18 protein-coding genes and 1 tRNA gene are annotated in these 19847 nt (G+C 32.0%); 12 read left to right on the plus strand and 7 right to left on the minus strand.

Annotated elements, in window-relative coordinates:
- Window positions 1–6: 6 nt before the first annotated feature.
- Genes LOS86_RS01305 through LOS86_RS01320 form a run of 4 tightly spaced genes read right to left on the minus strand, consistent with a single transcriptional unit; the run spans window position 7 to window position 6630 of the window.
- Window positions 7–3480, minus strand: coding sequence for an efflux RND transporter permease subunit (locus LOS86_RS01305; protein WP_231842866.1), 3474 nt, complete (start codon window positions 3478–3480; stop codon window positions 7–9).
- 19 nt (window positions 3481–3499) lie between these two features.
- A complete protein-coding gene (locus LOS86_RS01310; RefSeq protein ID WP_231842867.1) occupies window positions 3500–4663 on the minus strand; it encodes an efflux RND transporter periplasmic adaptor subunit in 1164 nt (387 codons plus the stop codon).
- Window positions 4664–4675: 12 nt separating this feature from the next.
- Window positions 4676–6025 carry a TolC family protein gene (locus LOS86_RS01315; RefSeq protein ID WP_231842868.1) on the minus strand — a complete coding sequence of 450 codons (1350 nt, stop codon included), beginning with the start codon at window positions 6023–6025 and terminating at the stop codon, window positions 4676–4678.
- Between the two features lie 2 nt (window positions 6026–6027).
- On the minus strand, window positions 6028–6630 hold the full coding sequence (locus LOS86_RS01320) for a TetR/AcrR family transcriptional regulator (RefSeq protein ID WP_231842869.1): 603 nt from the start codon (window positions 6628–6630) through the stop codon (window positions 6028–6030).
- A 163-nt stretch (window positions 6631–6793) separates the two neighbouring features.
- Here LOS86_RS01320 and LOS86_RS01325 point away from each other — a divergent pair, with 163 nt between their 5' ends.
- Both LOS86_RS01325 and LOS86_RS01330 read left to right on the plus strand, forming a co-directional pair.
- Window positions 6794–7768, plus strand: coding sequence for a polyprenyl synthetase family protein (locus tag LOS86_RS01325; RefSeq protein ID WP_231843956.1), 975 nt, complete (start codon window positions 6794–6796; stop codon window positions 7766–7768).
- A gap of 47 nt (window positions 7769–7815) precedes the next feature.
- Window positions 7816–8169 carry a hypothetical protein gene (locus LOS86_RS01330; protein ID WP_231842870.1) on the plus strand — a complete coding sequence of 118 codons (354 nt, stop codon included), beginning with the start codon at window positions 7816–7818 and terminating at the stop codon, window positions 8167–8169.
- A gap of 31 nt (window positions 8170–8200) precedes the next feature.
- Here LOS86_RS01330 and LOS86_RS01335 read toward each other — a convergent pair whose 3' ends face one another.
- Together LOS86_RS01335 and LOS86_RS01340 are read right to left on the minus strand one after the other, a co-directional pair.
- A complete protein-coding gene (locus tag LOS86_RS01335; RefSeq protein WP_231842871.1) occupies window positions 8201–8728 on the minus strand; it encodes a hypothetical protein in 528 nt (175 codons plus the stop codon).
- Between the two features lie 76 nt (window positions 8729–8804).
- Complete coding sequence (locus LOS86_RS01340) at window positions 8805–9350, minus strand: hypothetical protein (protein WP_231842872.1); 546 nt, start codon at window positions 9348–9350, stop codon at window positions 8805–8807.
- Window positions 9351–9465: 115 nt separating this feature from the next.
- On the opposite strand from LOS86_RS01340, the gene LOS86_RS01345 reads away from it, so the two are divergent.
- Together LOS86_RS01345 and odhB are read left to right on the plus strand one after the other, a co-directional pair.
- Window positions 9466–12237 (plus strand): 2-oxoglutarate dehydrogenase E1 component, encoded by a 2772-nt coding sequence (locus tag LOS86_RS01345; protein ID WP_231842873.1) that lies wholly within the window; start codon window positions 9466–9468, stop codon window positions 12235–12237.
- A 79-nt stretch (window positions 12238–12316) separates the two neighbouring features.
- On the plus strand, window positions 12317–13531 hold the full coding sequence (gene odhB / locus LOS86_RS01350; RefSeq protein ID WP_231842874.1) for a 2-oxoglutarate dehydrogenase complex dihydrolipoyllysine-residue succinyltransferase: 1215 nt from the start codon (window positions 12317–12319) through the stop codon (window positions 13529–13531).
- 118 nt (window positions 13532–13649) lie between these two features.
- Here odhB and LOS86_RS01355 read toward each other — a convergent pair whose 3' ends face one another.
- Window positions 13650–14087, minus strand: a complete 438-nt coding sequence (locus tag LOS86_RS01355) for a retropepsin-like aspartic protease (protein WP_231842875.1) — start codon at window positions 14085–14087, stop codon at window positions 13650–13652.
- Between the two features lie 91 nt (window positions 14088–14178).
- Between LOS86_RS01355 and LOS86_RS01360 the strand changes: the two genes are divergently transcribed.
- The 8 genes from LOS86_RS01360 to LOS86_RS01395 all read left to right on the plus strand — a co-directional run bounded on the left by LOS86_RS01360 (window position 14179) and on the right by LOS86_RS01395 (window position 19780).
- Complete coding sequence (locus LOS86_RS01360; RefSeq protein ID WP_231842876.1) at window positions 14179–14946, plus strand: TatD family hydrolase; 768 nt, start codon at window positions 14179–14181, stop codon at window positions 14944–14946.
- A gap of 62 nt (window positions 14947–15008) precedes the next feature.
- Window positions 15009–16148 (plus strand): 1-acyl-sn-glycerol-3-phosphate acyltransferase, encoded by a 1140-nt coding sequence (locus tag LOS86_RS01365; RefSeq protein ID WP_231842877.1) that lies wholly within the window; start codon window positions 15009–15011, stop codon window positions 16146–16148.
- Window positions 16135–17166 carry an asparaginase gene (locus LOS86_RS01370; RefSeq protein WP_231842878.1) on the plus strand — a complete coding sequence of 344 codons (1032 nt, stop codon included), beginning with the start codon at window positions 16135–16137 and terminating at the stop codon, window positions 17164–17166. The genes LOS86_RS01365 and LOS86_RS01370 overlap by 14 nt, the downstream gene beginning before the upstream one ends.
- A 75-nt stretch (window positions 17167–17241) precedes the next feature.
- A tRNA-Ser gene (locus LOS86_RS01375) sits at window positions 17242–17329 on the plus strand.
- A gap of 83 nt (window positions 17330–17412) precedes the next feature.
- On the plus strand, window positions 17413–18222 hold the full coding sequence (locus tag LOS86_RS01380) for a MotA/TolQ/ExbB proton channel family protein (RefSeq protein ID WP_231842879.1): 810 nt from the start codon (window positions 17413–17415) through the stop codon (window positions 18220–18222).
- Between the two features lie 20 nt (window positions 18223–18242).
- A complete protein-coding gene (locus tag LOS86_RS01385) occupies window positions 18243–18668 on the plus strand; it encodes a hypothetical protein (protein ID WP_231842880.1) in 426 nt (141 codons plus the stop codon).
- A gap of 2 nt (window positions 18669–18670) precedes the next feature.
- Complete coding sequence (locus LOS86_RS01390; RefSeq protein WP_231842881.1) at window positions 18671–19285, plus strand: ExbD/TolR family protein; 615 nt, start codon at window positions 18671–18673, stop codon at window positions 19283–19285.
- Between the two features lie 21 nt (window positions 19286–19306).
- A complete protein-coding gene (locus LOS86_RS01395; RefSeq protein ID WP_231842882.1) occupies window positions 19307–19780 on the plus strand; it encodes an ExbD/TolR family protein in 474 nt (157 codons plus the stop codon).
- The last annotated feature ends 67 nt before the right edge of the window (window positions 19781–19847 follow it).

Raw genomic sequence — 19847 nt, forward strand, 5'->3', positions numbered from 1 at the left:
TTTGTTTTATACAGATGGTAAGATTTCTCTTTCTCTAGGTTTTCCTTTTTTCATTCTTATCTTAAGTCTATTAAGTAAGTAGAACATTACAGGAACAATAATTAATGTTAAGAACGTAGCAAATATTAATCCGTAGATTACTGTTTTAGCTAATGGTCCCCAGAAGATTACGTTATCACCTCCCATGTAAATGTTAGGATTGTAATTGATAAACAATCCAAAGAAGTCGATATTTAATCCAATAGCAAGTGGAATTAAACCTAATACTGTTGTAATTGCAGTTAACAATACGGGACGTAATCTTGAACGACCACCTTCTACAATAGCATCAAAGTAATCTTGTTTGCTTAAAATTTCACCTTCTTCTAAACCTATTTCAGCTGCTTTTCGGTCAAGTAATAATTGGGTGTAATCTATTAATACAATTCCGTTATTTACTACAATTCCAGCTAGCGAGATAATTCCCATCATCGTCATAATAATTACGAAATCATTTCTGAATATTACTAATCCTAAGAATACACCAATGAAACTTAGAATTACAGTAAACATAATAATAGCTGGTTTTGAAATAGAGTTAAACTGCGCTACCATTACTAAAATAATTCCTCCCATTGCAATTAATAAGGCTTTAAATAAGAACGATGAGTTTTTCTCTTGTTCTTCTTGTTCTCCTGTAAAGGCAAAGTTGGTGTCTTTTGGCATTTTGTAAGATGCCATCTCTTTTTTAAGAGTTCCTACAATTTCATTAGCATTATATCCTTCTAAAACATTTGAATAAATGGTAATAACTCTTTTTAAATTTTTACGTTTAATAGTGTTAAAAGAAGAAGTATTTGTTTTTTCAACTAAAGCAGCAATAGGAACTTGTTGTAATCTTCCAGTAGCTTGATCTCTAAAAGTAACTGGCTGATTAAAAATAGCACTGTTGTCATTTTTTAAATCTTCGTTGAAACGTACATTAATTTCATAATCGTCTTTGTCTTCTTTATAGGTAGAAATTTTTTCTCCATAAACAGAACGACGTAAAGTTTGACCAACTTGCGCTGTAGAAACCCCTAATTTACCTGCCACTTTTCTGTCAACTACAACTTCTAAACCTGGTTTAGATTTGTTAACATCTAGTTTTAGTTCTTCAATTCCAGCGATATTTTTAGAGTTGATGAAATCTTTTACTTTTTCAGCTTCAATAAGCATATCGTTGTAGTTTTCACCAGAAATTTCAATATTTACTGGATAACCTGAAGGGGGTCCGTTTTGATCTTTTTCAACAATTATAGAAACACCAGGATAACCTTTAACTGCTGCACGAATTTCGTTCATCAAGTCGCTACTATTAACCCCTTTTCTAAATTTGTATTCGCGCATTGAAAGCGTAATTTTTCCTCTATGTGGCATTTCATTTTGTGAAGCACCATCGGTTTGAGGGTTTCCAGCACCTTCACCCACTTGAGCAACTCCAGATTCTACCATGAAGTTGAAATTTTCTTCATCAGTATATTTGTTAGCAACAGCATATACTTTTTTCTCTATTTCCTTTGTAAAAGCATTGGTTTTAGCAATATCTGTTCCTTCAGGAAATTCAATGTAGGTCATGATTTGATTTGGTTGATTTTCCGGAAAGAATAAAACTTTAGGCTGTGCAATACCAACTAAAACAAATGAAAATATTAATAATCCAATAGTACCAAATAAAAATATTATTGGTTTTTTTCCGCTCAATGCAAAAATTAATGCTCTTTTATAAAAGTTCTCTAGTTTTACTAAAACAACTTCCATGAAATATACTTGGGCTCTTGATAAATAATATTTGTAAACCCACAACATTATAGCAAAGAATACCATCAAATTTCCAATACCTCTTGCCCCACCTGATTTAGATACAAACCCTATGATTACCAATAATAAACCAATACCTCCTACAATACTACTTAGTTTTATTAATGTCTTTTTCGACATTTCTTTTTCTTCTAACTGCATGAATTCAGCTGTAATAAGTGCATTAATAACTAATGCCACAAATAATGATGAAAACAATACAACCGAAAGTGTCATAGGGAAATAAATCATGAATTTTCCCATAGTACCCGGCCATAAACCTAGCGGGAAGAATGCAGCTAATGTAGTTGCAGTTGAAGCAATAATAGGCCAAGCAATTTCTCCAACACCTTCAATAGCAGCTTGTTTTCTACTTAACCCTTCACTCATTAAGGAATGTACATTTTCGACTACCACAATTCCGTTATCTACTAACATTCCTAACCCCATTACTAAGGCAAAAAGCACCATGGTATTTAATGTAACTCCAAAGGATGCCAAAATAATATACGACATAAACATTGAAAGCGGAATAGCAAAACCTACAAATAAAGCACTTCTAAACCCTAAGAAAAACATTAAAACACCTACTACAAGTAACACCCCAAAAATGATATTGTTTACTAAATCATCAACCTGATTGATGGTTCTTGAAGATTGGTCGTTTGCCATCGAAATTTTCAAATTCGAAGGAAAGTAATTGTCTTGTGCTTCTTTTACAATTTTCTTGATGCTTTCAGTAGCCTCAATCATGTTTTTACCACTACGTTTCTTAATATCAAGCATAACAACGGCATTTCCATATTCTCTTGCATGCGTAGTTGCTTCTTTTGGTTGAAATTTAATAGTGGCAATGTCTTTAAGATAAACAACACCATCTTGTTTTTTAACAACAACATCTTCTAATTCAGCTGGATTTTCAATTTCTCCAACAACGCGAATGTTTTTCTTAATACCGTTATTTACTACATTTCCACCAGAAATGGTTGTATTTTCTCTAGAAACCGATCCAATGATATCATCAAAACTTACTTGAGCAGCCGTCATTTTATAAATATCAACTGCAATTTCAACTTCTTTTTCCTGTGCACCGCGAATAGCTGCTTCTTTAATTTGTGGAAGACGTTCAATTTTATCTTCTAAATATTCGGCATAATCTTTTAATTTATCTAATGGCAAATCACCCGATAAATTGATGTTTAAGATTGGTTGTTCTTCGGCAATGTTTAAGTCAAAAACATTTGGTTCAACTTTTTCTCCACCCGGCATAACTGGCCAATCGGTTTCCGATTTTACTAAGTCGACCTTGTCTTTTACTTTTTGTTTTGCAGCATCTACCGTAATATCTTCATCAAATTCTACTAAGATCATAGAATAATCTTGTAACGTATTTGATGTAATTTTTGTTACTCCAGAAATATTGTTAAACTCTTCTTCTAATGGTTTTGTAATTAATTTTTCAACATCTTCTGCCGCATTTCCTGGATTTACAGAACTAACGTATATTTTAGTTTCAATGATTTCAGGAAAATCTTCACGTGGCATTGAATAATAGGAAATTAATCCACCTATTAATATTATGGCCGTAATTACATACACGGTCATTTTGTTATTAATAGCCCATGTAGAAATTCCGAAGCTTTTGGTTATTTTGTTACTCATACCAATATCTTTTTAGTACTTATTTTTTTATGATTTCAACTACATCACCATTTTGAACGCTTCTTGCTCCTTCAATAATGATGGTTTCACCTTTGTTTAATCCCGCTTTTACTTCAATATTAGCACCAGAAATTAAACCTACTTCAATAGTTTTTTTAATTGCTTTTGGTTCTTTTCCATTGGTGTCAACTGTATAAATAATTTTTTCTCCAGCTGCATTTTCAGTAACAATACTTTCTGGAATTAAAATTGCATTCGCCTTTTTATAATCTTCAATTTTTAATACAGCAACTTGGTTGGGTTTTAATAAATTATCTGAATTTGGAACCGCAACTTCAATACTAAAGTTTCTATTGTTTGGATTGATGTAATTACCTATTTGTCTTACTTTTCCTTTATATGTTTTTCCAGTAGATTTTACGTTTACATCTACAACAGCTCCAACTTTTATTTTACCAATGAAACTCTCTGGAACATTTGCCGAAACATACATGTCTGATAAGTTTACAATTCGCATTAGTTGTTGACCAGGACCTACAATTTGTCCTTTTTCTGTAATGATATCATCAATAATTCCACTAAATGGAGCTCTAACAATTGTTTTAGCTAATTGTGCTTTCATTTGAGCAACAGCTTTTGTTTGCGCTTCATAATTTGTCTTAGCTTGTAAAAATTGAATTTCAGAACCAATTTTTTTATCCCAAAGATTTTTTTGTCTTTCAAATGTTGTTTTAGCCAAAGCCGCTTGCGTTTCCATTTGCGCTAATTGATTGCTTAATCCACCATCATCAATGCGTGCTAAAATTTGACCTTTGCTTACTTTTTGACCTGCTTTTACATTTACTTGAGATAATAATCCCGAAAATTCAGGATAAATAATCAGATTTTGTTTTGTATCAACATTACCTTGAATATCGATGTAATGTGTAAAAATGGTATCTTTAACCACTGCAGTGGTTACTAAAGCCGATTTTTTTAAGGTATCTAATTCAGCAATAGCTAAATCTAATTTTGCTAATTCTGCACCAATTGCATCGTATTGCTTTTGTATTTCAGCTCTTGTTGCTTTAATTGTTGCTACATTTTTTGATTCAATAGCTTTGTCAACTGAAGCTGTTTTTGAATCACCTCCACATGAGGTAATTAGTAAACCTAATAAACTGATGTATACTATTTTTTTCATTTTTCGAGTTAATTATTTTTTATTAGTTAGTTTGTCTAAAGTTGCTTTTTTGTTCATTACATCAATCATAGCTTGTAAATAATTTTGTTGCGCTGTATATAATTGACGTTGTGCTTCTGTAAATTCAAAACTTGTAGAAAGTCCTTCTTTGAATTTTACTTGTTGTTTTGCTTCAATTCGTTCTGCTAATTTCAAATTACTTTTAGAAGCACCATATTGTTCAATGCTAAATTCGTAATCCGTTTTTGCTTGTTGGTATTGAAGTTTTAAACGTTGTTCTGTTTCGGTTACTTGTGTTTTAGCTTGTTCAAAAACAATTTTAGCTTGTTGTGTTCTTGCTCTATCTCTAAAACTACTAAAAATAGGAAGGCTAATATTTACACCAAAATTTGAATAATTGTACCATTTTTGATCCGTTGTTAAAAAGTCAAAACGGTTAGCAAATGTGTTAGCTCCGTAATTTAATTGAGCGCCAATGGTAGGTAAAGCTCTAAAACGCTCTAATTTTAAAAGTAAACGTTTTGATTCTTCGTTGTTTTTTTGGATTTTAAAATCGATTGAATTGTTTGCGTCAAATTGTTCATTTAAAGCAGCTAAATCAACGTTACTAGTAGCTAAATCATCTAATTTTTCAGTTAAAATCACCTCGTTGTTGATGTCAATTCCCATTGAGATTTTTAAAAGATTTAAAGCAATTTCTTCTCTTTTCTTAGCATTCGATAATGAACTTGTTAACTGAGTAAGTGTTATTTGAAGTTGCTCTACATTTTCTTCTTCTGTTAATCCATTTTTAAAAGTTTCATTTGTTTCAAATAATGTTTTTTCTAAAGTGGCTTTGTTTTTTTCGAAGATTAAAACACTTTCTCTAGCTAATAAAACATTTCCGTATGCATTAGTAACCATTTCTCTGATTTCTAAATCGGTTTTTTCTTTAGCATTTTCAGAAATTTGAAGATACACTTTTGCAGATTGCAAACCTACAATATACGAACCATCAAAAATCAATTGGCTTAAAGTTGCCGATGCATTCATGCTGTGTTTTGTTCCAAAAGCAATTGTGGTAATAGCATTTGGATCGCCACCAGGGTTAAAAGCATTACCCGAAACCCCTTGCACTTGAAAATCTAAGTTGTTCAAATATTGAACGTTACTAGTAATTTGAGGAAGTCCAGAAGCGGTAGTTTCCCATTTTTTTTGTTTAGCCGCTTCAATATCACGTTTTGCATTGATAGCCGTGTAATTGTTTTCAATGGCGTGATCAATTGCTTGTTGTAACGTAAAAGAAAACGATTTTTTCTCGCTTTCTTGTGCTGTTATTACAGAAGCAATAATTAAGCAAATTATGGTTAATTTTCGTTTCATATCTATTTATTAGTTTTTAATAATTGTTCTAATTTTTCTTTTCCTTTTTCTGTACAAATTCCTCTTAAATGATATTCTAAATAGGCAACTTGTAAGTCTTTTGAAGTAAAATGTTCGGGATTAAATATTTCGCTATCTTTCAAGCTGGTCATTCCAGCAAAGTAAAATCGTGCAATAATATCGGTATTGATTTCTTTTCTAAATAAACCTTGCTCAATACCTTTTTTTAAATTGACAATTACACAATCACCCATTTTGTCAAATTGACGAATCATTAATGATTTATGGATTTTAGGATAATACTTTTGTAGTTGATAAATAGGAGAAGCACTTTCGTTTTTTAAATTTTTCATTACAAAATCTTTAATTACAAAAAGTTCTTCTATTGGGTCTTTTCCTAAAGTGCAAATATCATCTATGCCACATGAAATGGTTTCAAATAAGTGCATAGTTGCTTCTTTAACCAATGAATCTTTATTACTAAAATGCTGATAAATGGTTTTTTTAGAAATTCCCATTTCAGCAGCAATATCATCCATAGTAACGCTCTTAAATCCAAGCGTTAAAAACATATCAGTTGCTTTAATTAAAATTTGGTCTTTCATTTTTATCTTCTTTAAAACTAGTGTAAGCTTTAAATTGTGATGCAAATGTATGTCGGAAACTTTTAACACAAAAATAGTTTCCAAAGTTTTTACGAAAATTTAACATTTGATAAAAGCATCTCATTTGAGAATATTAGATTATTTTAGCAAAAAATTAAAAACGATGCATTCTATATCCTATTATCAATACAAAGTAAGCCAGCATTTTTTACAAATAGTAGATAAAAAAGAGCCAAAAAATTTATACGAACCTATTCAGTATATCTTATCACTTGGTGGAAAAAGAATGCGTCCGGTTTTAACCTTAATGGCAACTGAAGTTTTTAATGTAGATTGCGAAAAAGCCATTCCTGCAGCAACCGCTGTTGAGGTGTTTCATAATTTTTCATTAATTCATGATGATATTATGGACGATGCGCCATTGAGAAGAGGTAATCAAACGGTTCATGAAAAATGGGATTTGAATACTGGAATATTATCAGGTGATGCAATGCTGATTTTAGCCTATCAGTATTTTGAAAACTACGAACCTCATGTATTTCAAAAATTGGCTAAATTATTCAGCAAAACCGCTTTAGAAGTGTGTGAAGGCCAACAATATGATGTGGATTTTGAAACGCGTGATGATGTTACGATTCCAGAATATCTTAAAATGATTGAATACAAAACGGCTGTTTTAGTAGGTGCTGCAATGAAAATGGGAGCAATTGTAGCCGAAACTTCAGAAGAAAATGCTAATTTAATTTATGATTTTGGACTGAATTTAGGAATTGCCTTTCAATTACAAGACGATTATTTAGACGCTTTTGGAAATCCAGAAACTTTTGGAAAACAAGTGGGAGGTGATATTATTGAAAATAAAAAAACCTATTTGTATTTAAAAGCAATGGAGTTTGCTAACGATGAAGAAAAACAACAATTGTTACATTTGTTTTCCATTCAACCCTCTGAAAACACAGATAAAATCGAATCGGTAAAAGCAATATTTAATTCTTCAGGTGCTAGCGATGCAACTAAGAAAGCAATTAAAGATTTTACATATAAAGCTTTTGAAACTTTAGAAAAAATGGATATAGAGAATGATAAGAAAGCCATTTTAAAAGCTTTTGGAGAAAATTTAATGGGAAGAAACGTGTAATAATGTGCCAATTATTCAATTCGGCAATGTGTCAATACTACTAAAAAATGAATTTTATTAATCCTGCAAATATTGATGCCTTAATTTCGCAAGCCGAAGAAGAACATTTGTACTTCAAATTGATTGAACAAGTAAATAAAGATTTTGCTTTGGCGAATGAATCTTTAGATGTGCCAGCGAGTATTTTCCCTTTTGAATTTAAGAATTTGGTTCAAGAGAAAATTTATAAATTGATTCATTACAAATTCGCAGAATATCTAAATTTACTTTACATTATTGATGTACCAGAAGAACAAATCAAAAAATTAGACGGTTCTGATTTGGTTGAATTATCGGAACAAGTTGCTTTTTTAGTATTAAAACGCGAATGGCAAAAAGTGTGGTTTCGGAATAAGTATTGATGTAAAAAAGTTAATATTTTTTAATGATAATTTACCAAATTGCTTCATACTTTTTATATTCTTCAGGAACTTTCTCACCTTTTACATAAACATAGCACATATTTCCTGATAAATTATGTGTTTGTAAAAAATAATATTTGTTGTTTTCAATTTTAATTTTATAAGTTTCAACATACATTTTATTATTATATCCTCCTGAAAAAATATCACAATTTAAAATACCATTTTGTGAATAAATAATTCCCCTACCTCCAATTTTCTGTGGATCTGGATTCATAAATTTTTTATTCATTGTTCTTACACATCCATTTTCATAAAACTGAATTAATCCATTACCTTTGATTTTATGATTTCCGATAAAATTAAAGTTTCTATCAGATTCATAAATCTCGTCAACTTCATAAAAAAAATCAATTTCAATATTCTTTTTAAAAGAATATATGTCAATATTTTTCTTATTTGAGAATTTAAAATTTTTCTTTGGAACTTTATTTCCATTTCCACCATCTAATCTATCATAAGGTAGACCACAAGAATTAAGCAAAAAAAGTGCTGTCAAAAAAACAATATATTTTAACATAATTATTTTGTCAATTAGTTATAGTAGAAGCCAATATTTGAATTTGCTTATTAAATTAAAAAAATACCCTCACAAAAGGCATAAAAGCTTCGGCATAAATATTATCTCTATCACGGTGTAATACATTATATCGAACACCAAAAGTTACATTTTCATTTCGAAAACCAGCACCTACAAACAAAGCCGTGTTCCAAAAGTTTTGTGAAGTGTTTTCAATTGAGTTTTCATAAGTTCTACTAATGCGTAATTGTTCTAATTCTGCAGAAATTTGTAATTCATAGAAAGGCTGAAATAATGCAATCAAACTACCGCCATACATATTAGCATTGTAAAAATCACGTTGCTTTACATAATTATATTGTAATCCTAAACCAGCTGATACATAGTCGTTAAAATTATAAATGGCACTTGGAGCCACCATAATATCAGCATAGCCATTTCCAATTCCTAAACCTAGTCCGCCACCAAATTGTACGTGGTTCCAAAAATCACTTTTTGTTTTCATTTGAGTGTTTTCTTGTGCAAAAATTTCAGATTTAATTCCAAATAAAAAAACAAAAGCTAACAATAATGTTAAATTCATTACAGAATTCTTTTTCATAAAACCATTTTAAAAAAATTAATGTTATAAAAGTATTAATTTCCTTGAGAAATTATCATAAAATGTTTTACTTTTGCGTAAATTTTTAATTAAAAGGTCTTTCAGACAACACAATATGGATAGGTTTTCCTTTTTAAATGCTGCACACACTGCTTTTTTTGCAGATTTATACGAACAATATTTACAAAATCCAGACAGCGTAGAGCCTAGCTGGAGAAGTTTTTTCCAAGGATTTGATTTTGCACAAGCCAATTATGGTTCTGATGAAGTGGCTCAACAAGTAGCTTATATTGCTTCGGGTGATTCAGGTGAAATCTCTGAAAAAATGCAAAAAGAGTTCAATGTTCTTAAATTAATTGAAGGATATAGAACACGTGGTCACTTATTTACTAAAACAAATCCAGTTAGAGACAGAAGAGTTCACGGACCTTCTTTAGCGTTAGAAAATTTTGGTTTATCTCAAGCGGATTTAAACACGGTTTTTGATGCTGCTAAAATGGTGAACATGAAACCAAGTTCGCTAGCTGATATCATCAAACATTTAGAAAATGTATATTGCCAATCAATTGGTGTTGAGTTCATGTACATTCGTGATCCTAAAGTACAAGATTGGATAAAAAATCGTTTAGATATTAACGATAACCAACCAAATTTTTCGGTTGACCAAAAGAAACACATTCTTAAGAAATTAAACGAAGCGGTTTCTTTCGAGAACTTCTTGCATACTAAATACGTAGGTCAAAAACGTTTCTCTTTAGAGGGTTGTGAGGCGGCTATTCCAGCTTTAGATGCGTTGATTGAAGGTGCTGCAGATAGAGGAGTAGAGCAATTCGTAATGGGAATGGCACACAGAGGTCGTTTGAATGTTTTGGCTAACATCTTTGGAAAAAACACTCAAAATATTTTCTCTGAATTCGACGGAAAAGACTATGACGAAGACGCTAACTTTGATGGTGACGTAAAATATCACTTAGGGTTAACATCGGATAGATTAACTGATTCTGGTAAAAAAATCAACTTAAATTTAGCTCCAAATCCATCGCATTTAGAAACTGTAGGTGCAGTTATCGAAGGAATTACAAGAGCAAAACAAGATAGACATTATCCAAATGATTTTTCAAAAGTATTACCAATCGCTGTTCACGGTGATGCGGCTGTAGCAGGTCAAGGTATTGTATATGAAATCATTCAAATGGCGAAGTTAGATGGTTACAAAACAGGTGGAACAATTCACTTAGTAATCAATAACCAAGTTGGATTTACCACAAATTATTTAGATGCACGTTCGTCTACATATTGTACGGATGTAGCTAAAGTAACCTTATCGCCAGTTTTACACGTAAATGCAGATGATGCAGAAGCGGTAGTTCATGCAATGCTATTTGCTTTAGATTACAGAATGGAATTTGGTGGAGATGTTTTCATCGATTTATTAGGATATAGAAAATATGGTCACAACGAAGGGGATGAACCTCGTTTTACTCAACCAATTTTATACAAAGCGATTTCTAGACACAAAAACCCAAGAGATATTTATGCTGAAAAATTAATTCAAGAGAATGTAATTTCGGCAGGTTTTGTAAAAGAATTAGAAGAAGCTTACAAAGCAAAATTAGATGAGAATTTAGAAGAATCTCGTAAAAAAGCACTTACTGTAATTACACCATTTATGCAAAATGAATGGGAAGGTTACAAACAAGTTTCGGATGATGTAATGCTTCAGAAATTTGACACTAAATTTGATAAAAAACAATTAGCAGAAATTGCGGATACGATTACCCAACTTCCATCTGACAAGAAATTTATCAGTAAGATTACGAAGTTAATTGGGGATAGAAGAAATATGGTGGAAACCAATAAATTAGATTGGGCAATGGGCGAATTATTAGCTTATGGTTCATTACTAAAAGAAGGTTTCGATGTTCGTATTTCAGGGCAAGACGTTGAGCGTGGAACATTCTCTCACCGTCATGCTGTTGTTAAAGTAGAAGATTCAGAAGAAGAAGTAATCCTTTTAGATAGTGTAAAAGACAAAAAAGGGAACTTCTATATCTATAATTCACACCTTTCAGAATATGGGGTTTTAGGTTTTGAATATGGTTATGCATTAGCCTCTCCAAAATCATTAGTAATTTGGGAAGCACAGTTTGGAGATTTCTCTAACGGAGCTCAAATTATGATTGACCAATACATCTCAGCAGGTGAAGACAAGTGGAACAACCAAAACGGATTGGTAATGTTGTTGCCTCATGGTTATGAAAACCAAGGAGCGGAGCACTCATCAGCACGTATGGAGCGTTACTTACAATTGTGTGCAAAACACAACATGTATATTGCCGATGTAACTACGCCAGCCAACTTCTTCCACTTAATGAGAAGACAATTAAAAACAGAATTCCGTAAGCCATTAGTAGTGTTCTCTCCAAAGAGTTTATTGCGTCATCCTGATGTAGTTTCTTCAATGGATGAGTTAGCAAACGGACAATTCCAAGAAGTATTAGACGATCCAAATGTAACAGATAAAAAAGCAATCAAAACTTTAGTATTCTGTACAGGTAAGTTCTATTATGATATTATCGCAAAACGTGCTGAATTAGGAAGAAATGATGTGGCAGTGGTTCGTTTAGAGCAATTATTCCCATTAGCGGTTGACCAAATTAAAGCGATTATTGCTTCTTATCCTAATGTTGATGACTATGTTTGGGCTCAAGAAGAACCTAAAAACATGGGAGCTTACGGATATATGTTAATGAATTTTGATTTAGTGAAACTACGTTTAGCTTCACCAAAAGCATATAGTGCACCAGCAGCGGGTAGTTATGAGCGTTCTAAAAAACGTCATGCAAACGCTATCGCTATGGTATTTGATAAAAAATTATTTCAATAAAAAACAACTCAAACGTTACCCAGAGCTAGATTGTGAAAAGCTTGTCGAAGCAAAGGGTAAACTTTTAAACTAAAAAAATATGATTTTAGAAATGAAAGTCCCTTCTCCAGGGGAATCGATTAAAGAGGTAGAAATTGCTACTTGGTTAGTAAAAAATGGTGATTATGTAGAAAAAGACCAAGCAATTGCTGAGGTTGATTCAGATAAAGCAACATTAGAATTACCAGCTGAAGCAAGTGGAATCATTACATTAAAAGCAGAAGAAGGTGATGCAGTTGCGGTTGGTGCTGTAGTTTGTTTAATCGATACAGCTGCGGCTAAACCAGAAGGTGGTGCTCCCGAAGCTTCGGAACCAGCTAAAGAAGAAGTAAAAGCAGTTGAAGCTCCAAAAGCAGCTCCAGTAGCAGAAAAAACATATGCAACTCAAGCGCCATCTCCGGCAGCTAGAAAAATATTAGAAGAAAAAAACATCGAGCCATCTGCAATTGTAGGGACTGGTAAAGGTGGAAGAATAACTAAAGATGATGCTGTTAATGCAGTACCATCAATGGGAACTCCAACAGGAGGAAATCGCGGAACAGAAAGAACAAAACTTTCTATGTTACGTAGAAAAGTAGCTGAGCGTTTAGTTGCTGCTAAAAACGAAACTGCGATGTTGACTACTTTCAATGAAGTAGACATGTCAGCAATTTATGCTATTCGTGATCAATATAAAGAAGAATTCAAAGCGAAACATGGTTTAGGATTAGGCTTCATGTCGTTCTTTACTAAAGCGGTAACTCGTGCTTTACAATTGTATCCTGATGTAAACTCTATGATTGATGGTCAAGAGAAAATTTCTTATGACTTCTGTGATATTTCAGTAGCGGTTTCAGGTCCAAAAGGATTAATGGTTCCAGTAATGAGAAATGCAGAAACATTATCTTTCAGAGGTGTTGAAGCTGAAATCAAAAGATTAGCTTTAAGAGCTCGTGACGGACAAATCACTGTAGACGAAATGACAGGTGGAACATTCACAATTTCTAATGGTGGTGTTTTTGGAAGTATGTTATCTACACCAATTATCAATCCTCCACAATCTGGTATCTTAGGAATGCACAATGTAGTAGATAGAGCTATCGTTAAAAATGGTCAAATCGTAATTGCTCCAGTAATGTACGTTGCCTTATCATATGACCACAGAATCATCGACGGACGTGAGTCAGTTGGTTTCTTAGTAGCGGTTAAAGAAGCATTAGAAAACCCAGCAGAAATTTTAATGGGTGGTAATGTGAAAAAAGCGTTAGAATTATAAATGACTTTTTCAATCTGAATTTGTTTCAGATTCTAAATAACAAAATCCCAAATTCTTTCGAGTTTGGGATTTTTTCTTTGCGAACTTTGTGTAAATCTTATGCGTCTTTGCGGTTAAATCACATCAAATACAAGCAATGATTGCTGTAATCAATGATTGCTTTCCCTTTTAATAGTATATCAGCACCAATGATCCCATCTACGGGTTTGGTTTTATGATGCGTCAAAGCGTCATTTACATGACTCATGTCGAAAACAATTAAATGAAAATGGTTGTTTTTCCACCTTCCTAATTGAATTTCATTGTTTTTTGCTAGTTGTGTATCAATCCCAGTTGCGCCAGCTCCAGCAGCTTTTGTTTCTGAAAACTGAGCATCTAATTTAAAATAGTCAATACTTTCAAAACCTACACAACTATTGCTAGCACCTGTATCTAAAATAAAGTTACCCTTCACGCCATTTATCTTTCCTTTGATTAATAAATGTTGTGTTTTAAGCACTGTGAATTTTATCTTTTTATATTTTTTACCTTTTAAAAAGTCTTGTAAATCTTCCATACTTCAAAAATAAACTAAAATTTATGATTTATGATTAACGATTTTAGATTTCAGAATATAACTTTGCACAATAAACAATAAACAATAAACCTTGAACTTAACCGATACACACACGCATTTATATTCTGAAGAATTTGATGAAGATAGAAATGAAATGATGCAACGAGCAATCAATTCAGGAGTTTCACGTTTTTTTGTGCCTTCAATCGATTCTAATTATACAACTAAAATGTATGATTTGGAAAAACAGTATCCTGAAAATGTGTTTTTGATGATGGGTTTGCATCCAACTTATGTAAAGGAAAATTATTTGGAGGAATTGGCTCATGTAGAAAAAGAGTTGGCATCTAAAAAGTTTTATGCAGTAGGAGAAATTGGGATTGATTTGTATTGGGACAAAACTTATTTAAAAGAACAACAACATGCTTTTAAACATCAAATTCAGTTAGCAAAAAAATATAATTTAGGAATCAATATTCATTGTCGTGATGCTTTTGATGAAGTTTTCGAAGTTTTAGAAAGTGAAAAAGCAGCTGATTTATTTGGGATTTTTCATTGTTTTACGGGTGATTTGGGTCAAGCCCAAAGAGCGATTTCATTAGGAATGAAATTAGGAATCGGAGGAGTAGCTACTTTCAAAAACGGAAAAATTGACCAATTTTTGAACGAGATTGATTTACAACATATTGTTTTAGAAACAGATTCGCCATATTTAGCTCCTGTTCCTTATCGCGGAAAGCGAAATGAAAGTAGTTATACTTTGTTGGTTGCCCAAAAGTTAGCTGAAATTTATCAGTTGCCTATTGAAGAAATTGCAAGAATAACTACTGAAAATTCAAAACAAATTTTTGGAATTTAATCTAAAATAAAGCTTCATTTCATAAAATTTTTGTTCTTTTGTGAATTGTTTTTAAAATACATATGACAAAATTCGATTCTATTCGCCCTTATTATGATTCTGAAGTTAACGAAGCTTTAAAGTCTTTGTTGCATCATCCTATGATGAAGGCTATGATGGATTTTACGTTTCCAGAATTAGAAGATGAAGTTTGGAAAGAGCAATTAAGTAGAACCCATTCTATTCGCGATTTCCAAGTCAATTTTGTGTATCAATCCATACAAAGAGTTTTAGAAAGAAGTTCGGAAGGACTTACCACATCGGGCTTTGATAAATTAGAACCTAATACATCTTATCTTTTTATTTCTAACCATCGCGATATTATTTTAGATACATCTCTTCTTAATGTTTCCTTAATTGATCATGGGTTAGTTATGACGGCATCTGCTATTGGAGATAACTTGGTACAAAAAGATTTTCTATTAAAATTATCGAAATTAAATCGAAATTTCTTAGTTCAAAGAGGATTATCACCAAGAGAATTATTGCAAAGCTCAAAATTGATGTCGGAATACATGTATCATTTGTTGTCAAAAGAAAATCGTTCTGTTTGGATTGCCCAAAGAGAAGGAAGAACAAAAGATGGAAATGATGCCACTCATCAAGGAGTTTTAAAAATGATTGCAATGGCATCAGATGAAGCTAATTGTATGAGTTTTTTCAAAAAAATAAAAATCGTTCCGGTTTCTATTTCGTATGAATACGATCCTACAGATGCTTTAAAAATGCCTCAATTAATTGCGCTTTCTAAAGATGAAGTCTATATCAAGGAAAAAAACGAAGATTTTATTACTTTATTAAGCGGTATCATTGGTCAAAAAAAACGTATTCACATCCATGTGGGTGATGTTTTAGAAAAAGAATATGATAAAATAGTATCAGAAAACGATAATAACAACAAACAAATTCAAGCTTTGGCACAAGTAATTGACGATTCTATTTTGCAATCGTATAAATTATGGCCAACGAATTTTATCGCTTATGATATATTATACAAGACAACTCGATTTGAGCATTTGTATAATGAAAAAGAGCGTCAATTGTTTGAAAGAAGATTAGAAATGCGAATTGATGCCGATAATGAAACCATGAGAGAAGGTTTCTTGGCCATGTATGCTAATCCGGTAGTAAACAAATTGAAATATACCAATGACATCTCATAAACCAAAAATACTTTTAATTTACACCGGTGGAACCATCGGAATGGTAAAAGATTTTGAAACAGGAGCTTTGAAGGCTTTTGATTTTAACGAGTTGTTAAGCAGAATTCCCGAATTACATTTATTAGATTGCCAAATTGAAACAACTTCTTTTGATGTTCCCATTGATTCATCAAACATGAATATTTCGAATTGGCAAAAGATGGCCAAAATTATAGAAGCAAACTATGTTAAATTTGATGGATTTGTTGTGCTTCATGGTTCAGATACCATGTCATATAGTGCTTCGGCATTAAGTTTTATGTTAGAAGACTTGGCAAAACCAGTAATTTTCACAGGTTCGCAATTGCCTATTGGTGATTTAAGAACCGATGCAAAAGAAAACTTAATTACGGCAATTCAAGTTGCTTCGCTTCAAGAAAACAAAAAACCCGTGATTCAGGAAGTATGTTTGTATTTTGAATACAAATTATACAGAGGAAATAGAACTACAAAAATAAGTGCCGAACATTTTAATGCTTTTACATCACCTAATTTTCCTGAACTAGCAGAATCTGGTGTGCATTTGAAAGTAAATTATGACGTTATTCTGAAGCAGAAAGCAAATAAAAAACTAAAAGTTCATACGGATTTTGATGATAACGTTGCTATTTTAAAGATTTTTCCTGGAATAAATGCTTCTGTTTTAAATGCGTTTTTTGCAATACCTAACTTAAAAGGAATTGTTTTAGAAACCTATGGTTCAGGAAATGCACCGACAGAAGCGTGGTTTGTTTCCATATTAGAAAAGGCAATACATAATAAAATTCATATTATTAACGTTACTCAATGTAGTGGAGGTAGTGTTTCTATGGGAAGTTATGAGACCAGTACCCAATTAAAAAACATAGGCGTAATTTCAGGGAAAGATATTACTACAGAAGCAGCCATCACGAAATTAATGTATTTATTAGGTCAAAAAGTGTCAAATAATGTATTTAAGACTGTTTTTGAAACCGGAATACGTGGAGAAATGTTGTAAAAATAACATATAAAATTTTTATACATGAGATTTTTTACGTTATTTAGCACCTTTAAAATCGAGTATTGTTTCGATAGAGAGGTGGCCGAGTGGTCGAAGGCGCACGCCTGGAAAGTGTGTTCCCGACAAAATCGGGACGAGGGTTCGAATCCCTTCCTCTCTGCAGAAGGATATTAATTTTAAAATTTAATAAATATTTTTATATCTTTAAACCCAATTAACTAATTAAATTTAAGAACAAAAGCGATGAAAAGATTATTTTCTATTTTAGCAATCACAGGGCTTATGACTTTTGGAAATGTTCAAGCTCAAGATTCAACTCAAGCAGCAGCTCCTGCAACAGAACAAGTAGCTGATACAACTGCAACTGAAGTAACTAATGATGAAGCAACTGCAACAACAGATGAAGCAGTAGCAGAGGAAGTTACTTTTACACAAGGAATGAAAAAACGTTTTATTGAAGGTGGTCCTGCTTTCATGGGAATTGTATTAATCTGTTTAATTTTAGGTTTAGCAATTGCAATTGAAAGAATCATTTACTTAAACTTATCTTCAACAAATTCTAAAAAATTAATTAGTGAAGTTGAAAGCGCATTAAATTCAGGTGGTGTTGAAGCTGCAAAAGAAGTAGCAAGAAACACTGCTGGACCAGTAGCTTCAATCTTTTATCAAGGTTTAGACCGTTATTCTCATGGTTTAGATTCAGCTGAAAAATCTATCGTTGCTTATGGTGGTGTTCAAATGGGTCAATTAGAGAAAAACGTATCTTGGATTTCTTTATTTATCGCTTTAGCACCGATGTTAGGTTTCATGGGAACAGTTATTGGTATGATTGAAGCGTTTGACCAAATCCAATCTGCAGGATCTATGGAGCCATCTTTAGTTGCTGGAGGTATTAAAGTAGCGTTATTAACAACAGTATTCGGTCTTATCGTTGCTATTATCTTACAAATTTTCTATAACTATATCACTGCAAAAATCGATTCTATCGTTAATGATATGGAAGATGCTTCTATCAGCTTAGTTGATATGTTGTCTGATTACAGTAAAAAATAATTAATAAATATATAACTGTTATGAATTTACACAAAGTAACAAAAATAGCAGCTATTGTAATTTCAATATTAAGTTTAGTTGCCTTAGGAGGCTTAATGGCTACAAGTGATAGCGAAGACAATAGTTGGATTTCTCCTCTTATATATTTATCTTATGTAATTCTACTTGCTTGTGTAGTAGTAGTTTTAATTTATGTATTTAAGAACTTATTCTCTAACAAAGAGAATTTAAAGAAAACATTAATATCTGTTGGATTATTTTTAGGGGTAGTAATTGTTTCTTTCATCTTAGCTGATGGATCTGAAATTAAATCTTCTTCAAATGAAGTTATTGCTTCTGAAAGTACTTCAAAATGGGTTAGTACAGGTTTAAATACGTTCTATTTATTAGCAGTTGCTGCAATTGGAACAATGGTTTGGACTGGTTTTAATAAAATTAAAAAATAATTATGGCTAGAAAAGGAAGAGGTTTACCACCAGAGGTAAATGCCGGTTCTATGGCAGACATTGCTTTCTTACTTTTGATTTTCTTCTTGGTAACTACTACTATTGGTGTTGATCAAGGGATTAACAGACTCTTGCCTCGTTGGGAAGAAAACCCACCTGTTCCGCCAATTAATGATAGAAATATATTAACAGTTTTAGTTAACAAAGACAATCAACTTCTTGTTGAAGAGAAGCTAGTTGAACTTTCAGACTTAAGACAAACTGCTATTGAATTTCTTGAAAATAATGGAAAAGGAACTTGTTCATATTGTAATGGAAAAGGTGACCCAAATTCTTCAGATAGTCCTGAAGATGCGGTTATCTCATTAAATAATGATGGGCAAACTTCTTACGAAACTTATATTGCGGTACAAAATGAATTAGTAGCTGCTTATAATTTCCTTAGAGATAGAGAATGTAAGAAACGTTATGGAATGTCTTTCACTGAAATGGAATACATATATAATGATCCTGCTTCTAAAGCTACAGATGGATTAGTGGAAGAGTTAGAGCCAAAGGTTAAAAAAATTCAAGAATTGTTTCCTATGAGACTTTCTGAAGCAGAACCAAAAAAATAATTAATATAATATTTATAAAGTATGTCTAAATTTAAAAAGAAAAAATCGGGTAGTCTTCCTGCTATTTCAACTGCATCTTTACCAGATATTGTATTTATGCTTTTGTTCTTCTTCATGACGGCTACTACTATGAAAGATAGCGATTTGAAAATTGAAAACACTTTACCAAAAGCAAATCAAACAGCTAAATTGCATAAAAAACAATACGTAATGTATGTTTATGCAGGTAAACCAAGTGAAAGATATCGAAATACTTTAGGTGCATCGGATCGTATTCAATTAGCAGATAGAATGTCTTCTCCAGCGGATATCAAAAACTTTGTTATTTCGGAGCGAGCACAACGTAATTCTGAAGACGAGAAGTATTTAACAGCCTCATTAAAAATTGACAAGAATGTTAAGATGGGATTGGTAAGTGCAATTAAATTAGAGTTGCGTAAGGTTAATCAGTTAAAAGTAAACTATACTACTACTCAAGGTAATCCTGTGGATTAGTATAATTTTATATTTTAAAAAAAAGGTACGCTCTCGCGTGCCTTTTTTTATTATTTTTATAAAAAAA

It is taken from the genome of Flavobacterium cyclinae (assembly GCF_021172145.1).
Classification (GTDB): domain Bacteria; phylum Bacteroidota; class Bacteroidia; order Flavobacteriales; family Flavobacteriaceae; genus Flavobacterium; species Flavobacterium cyclinae.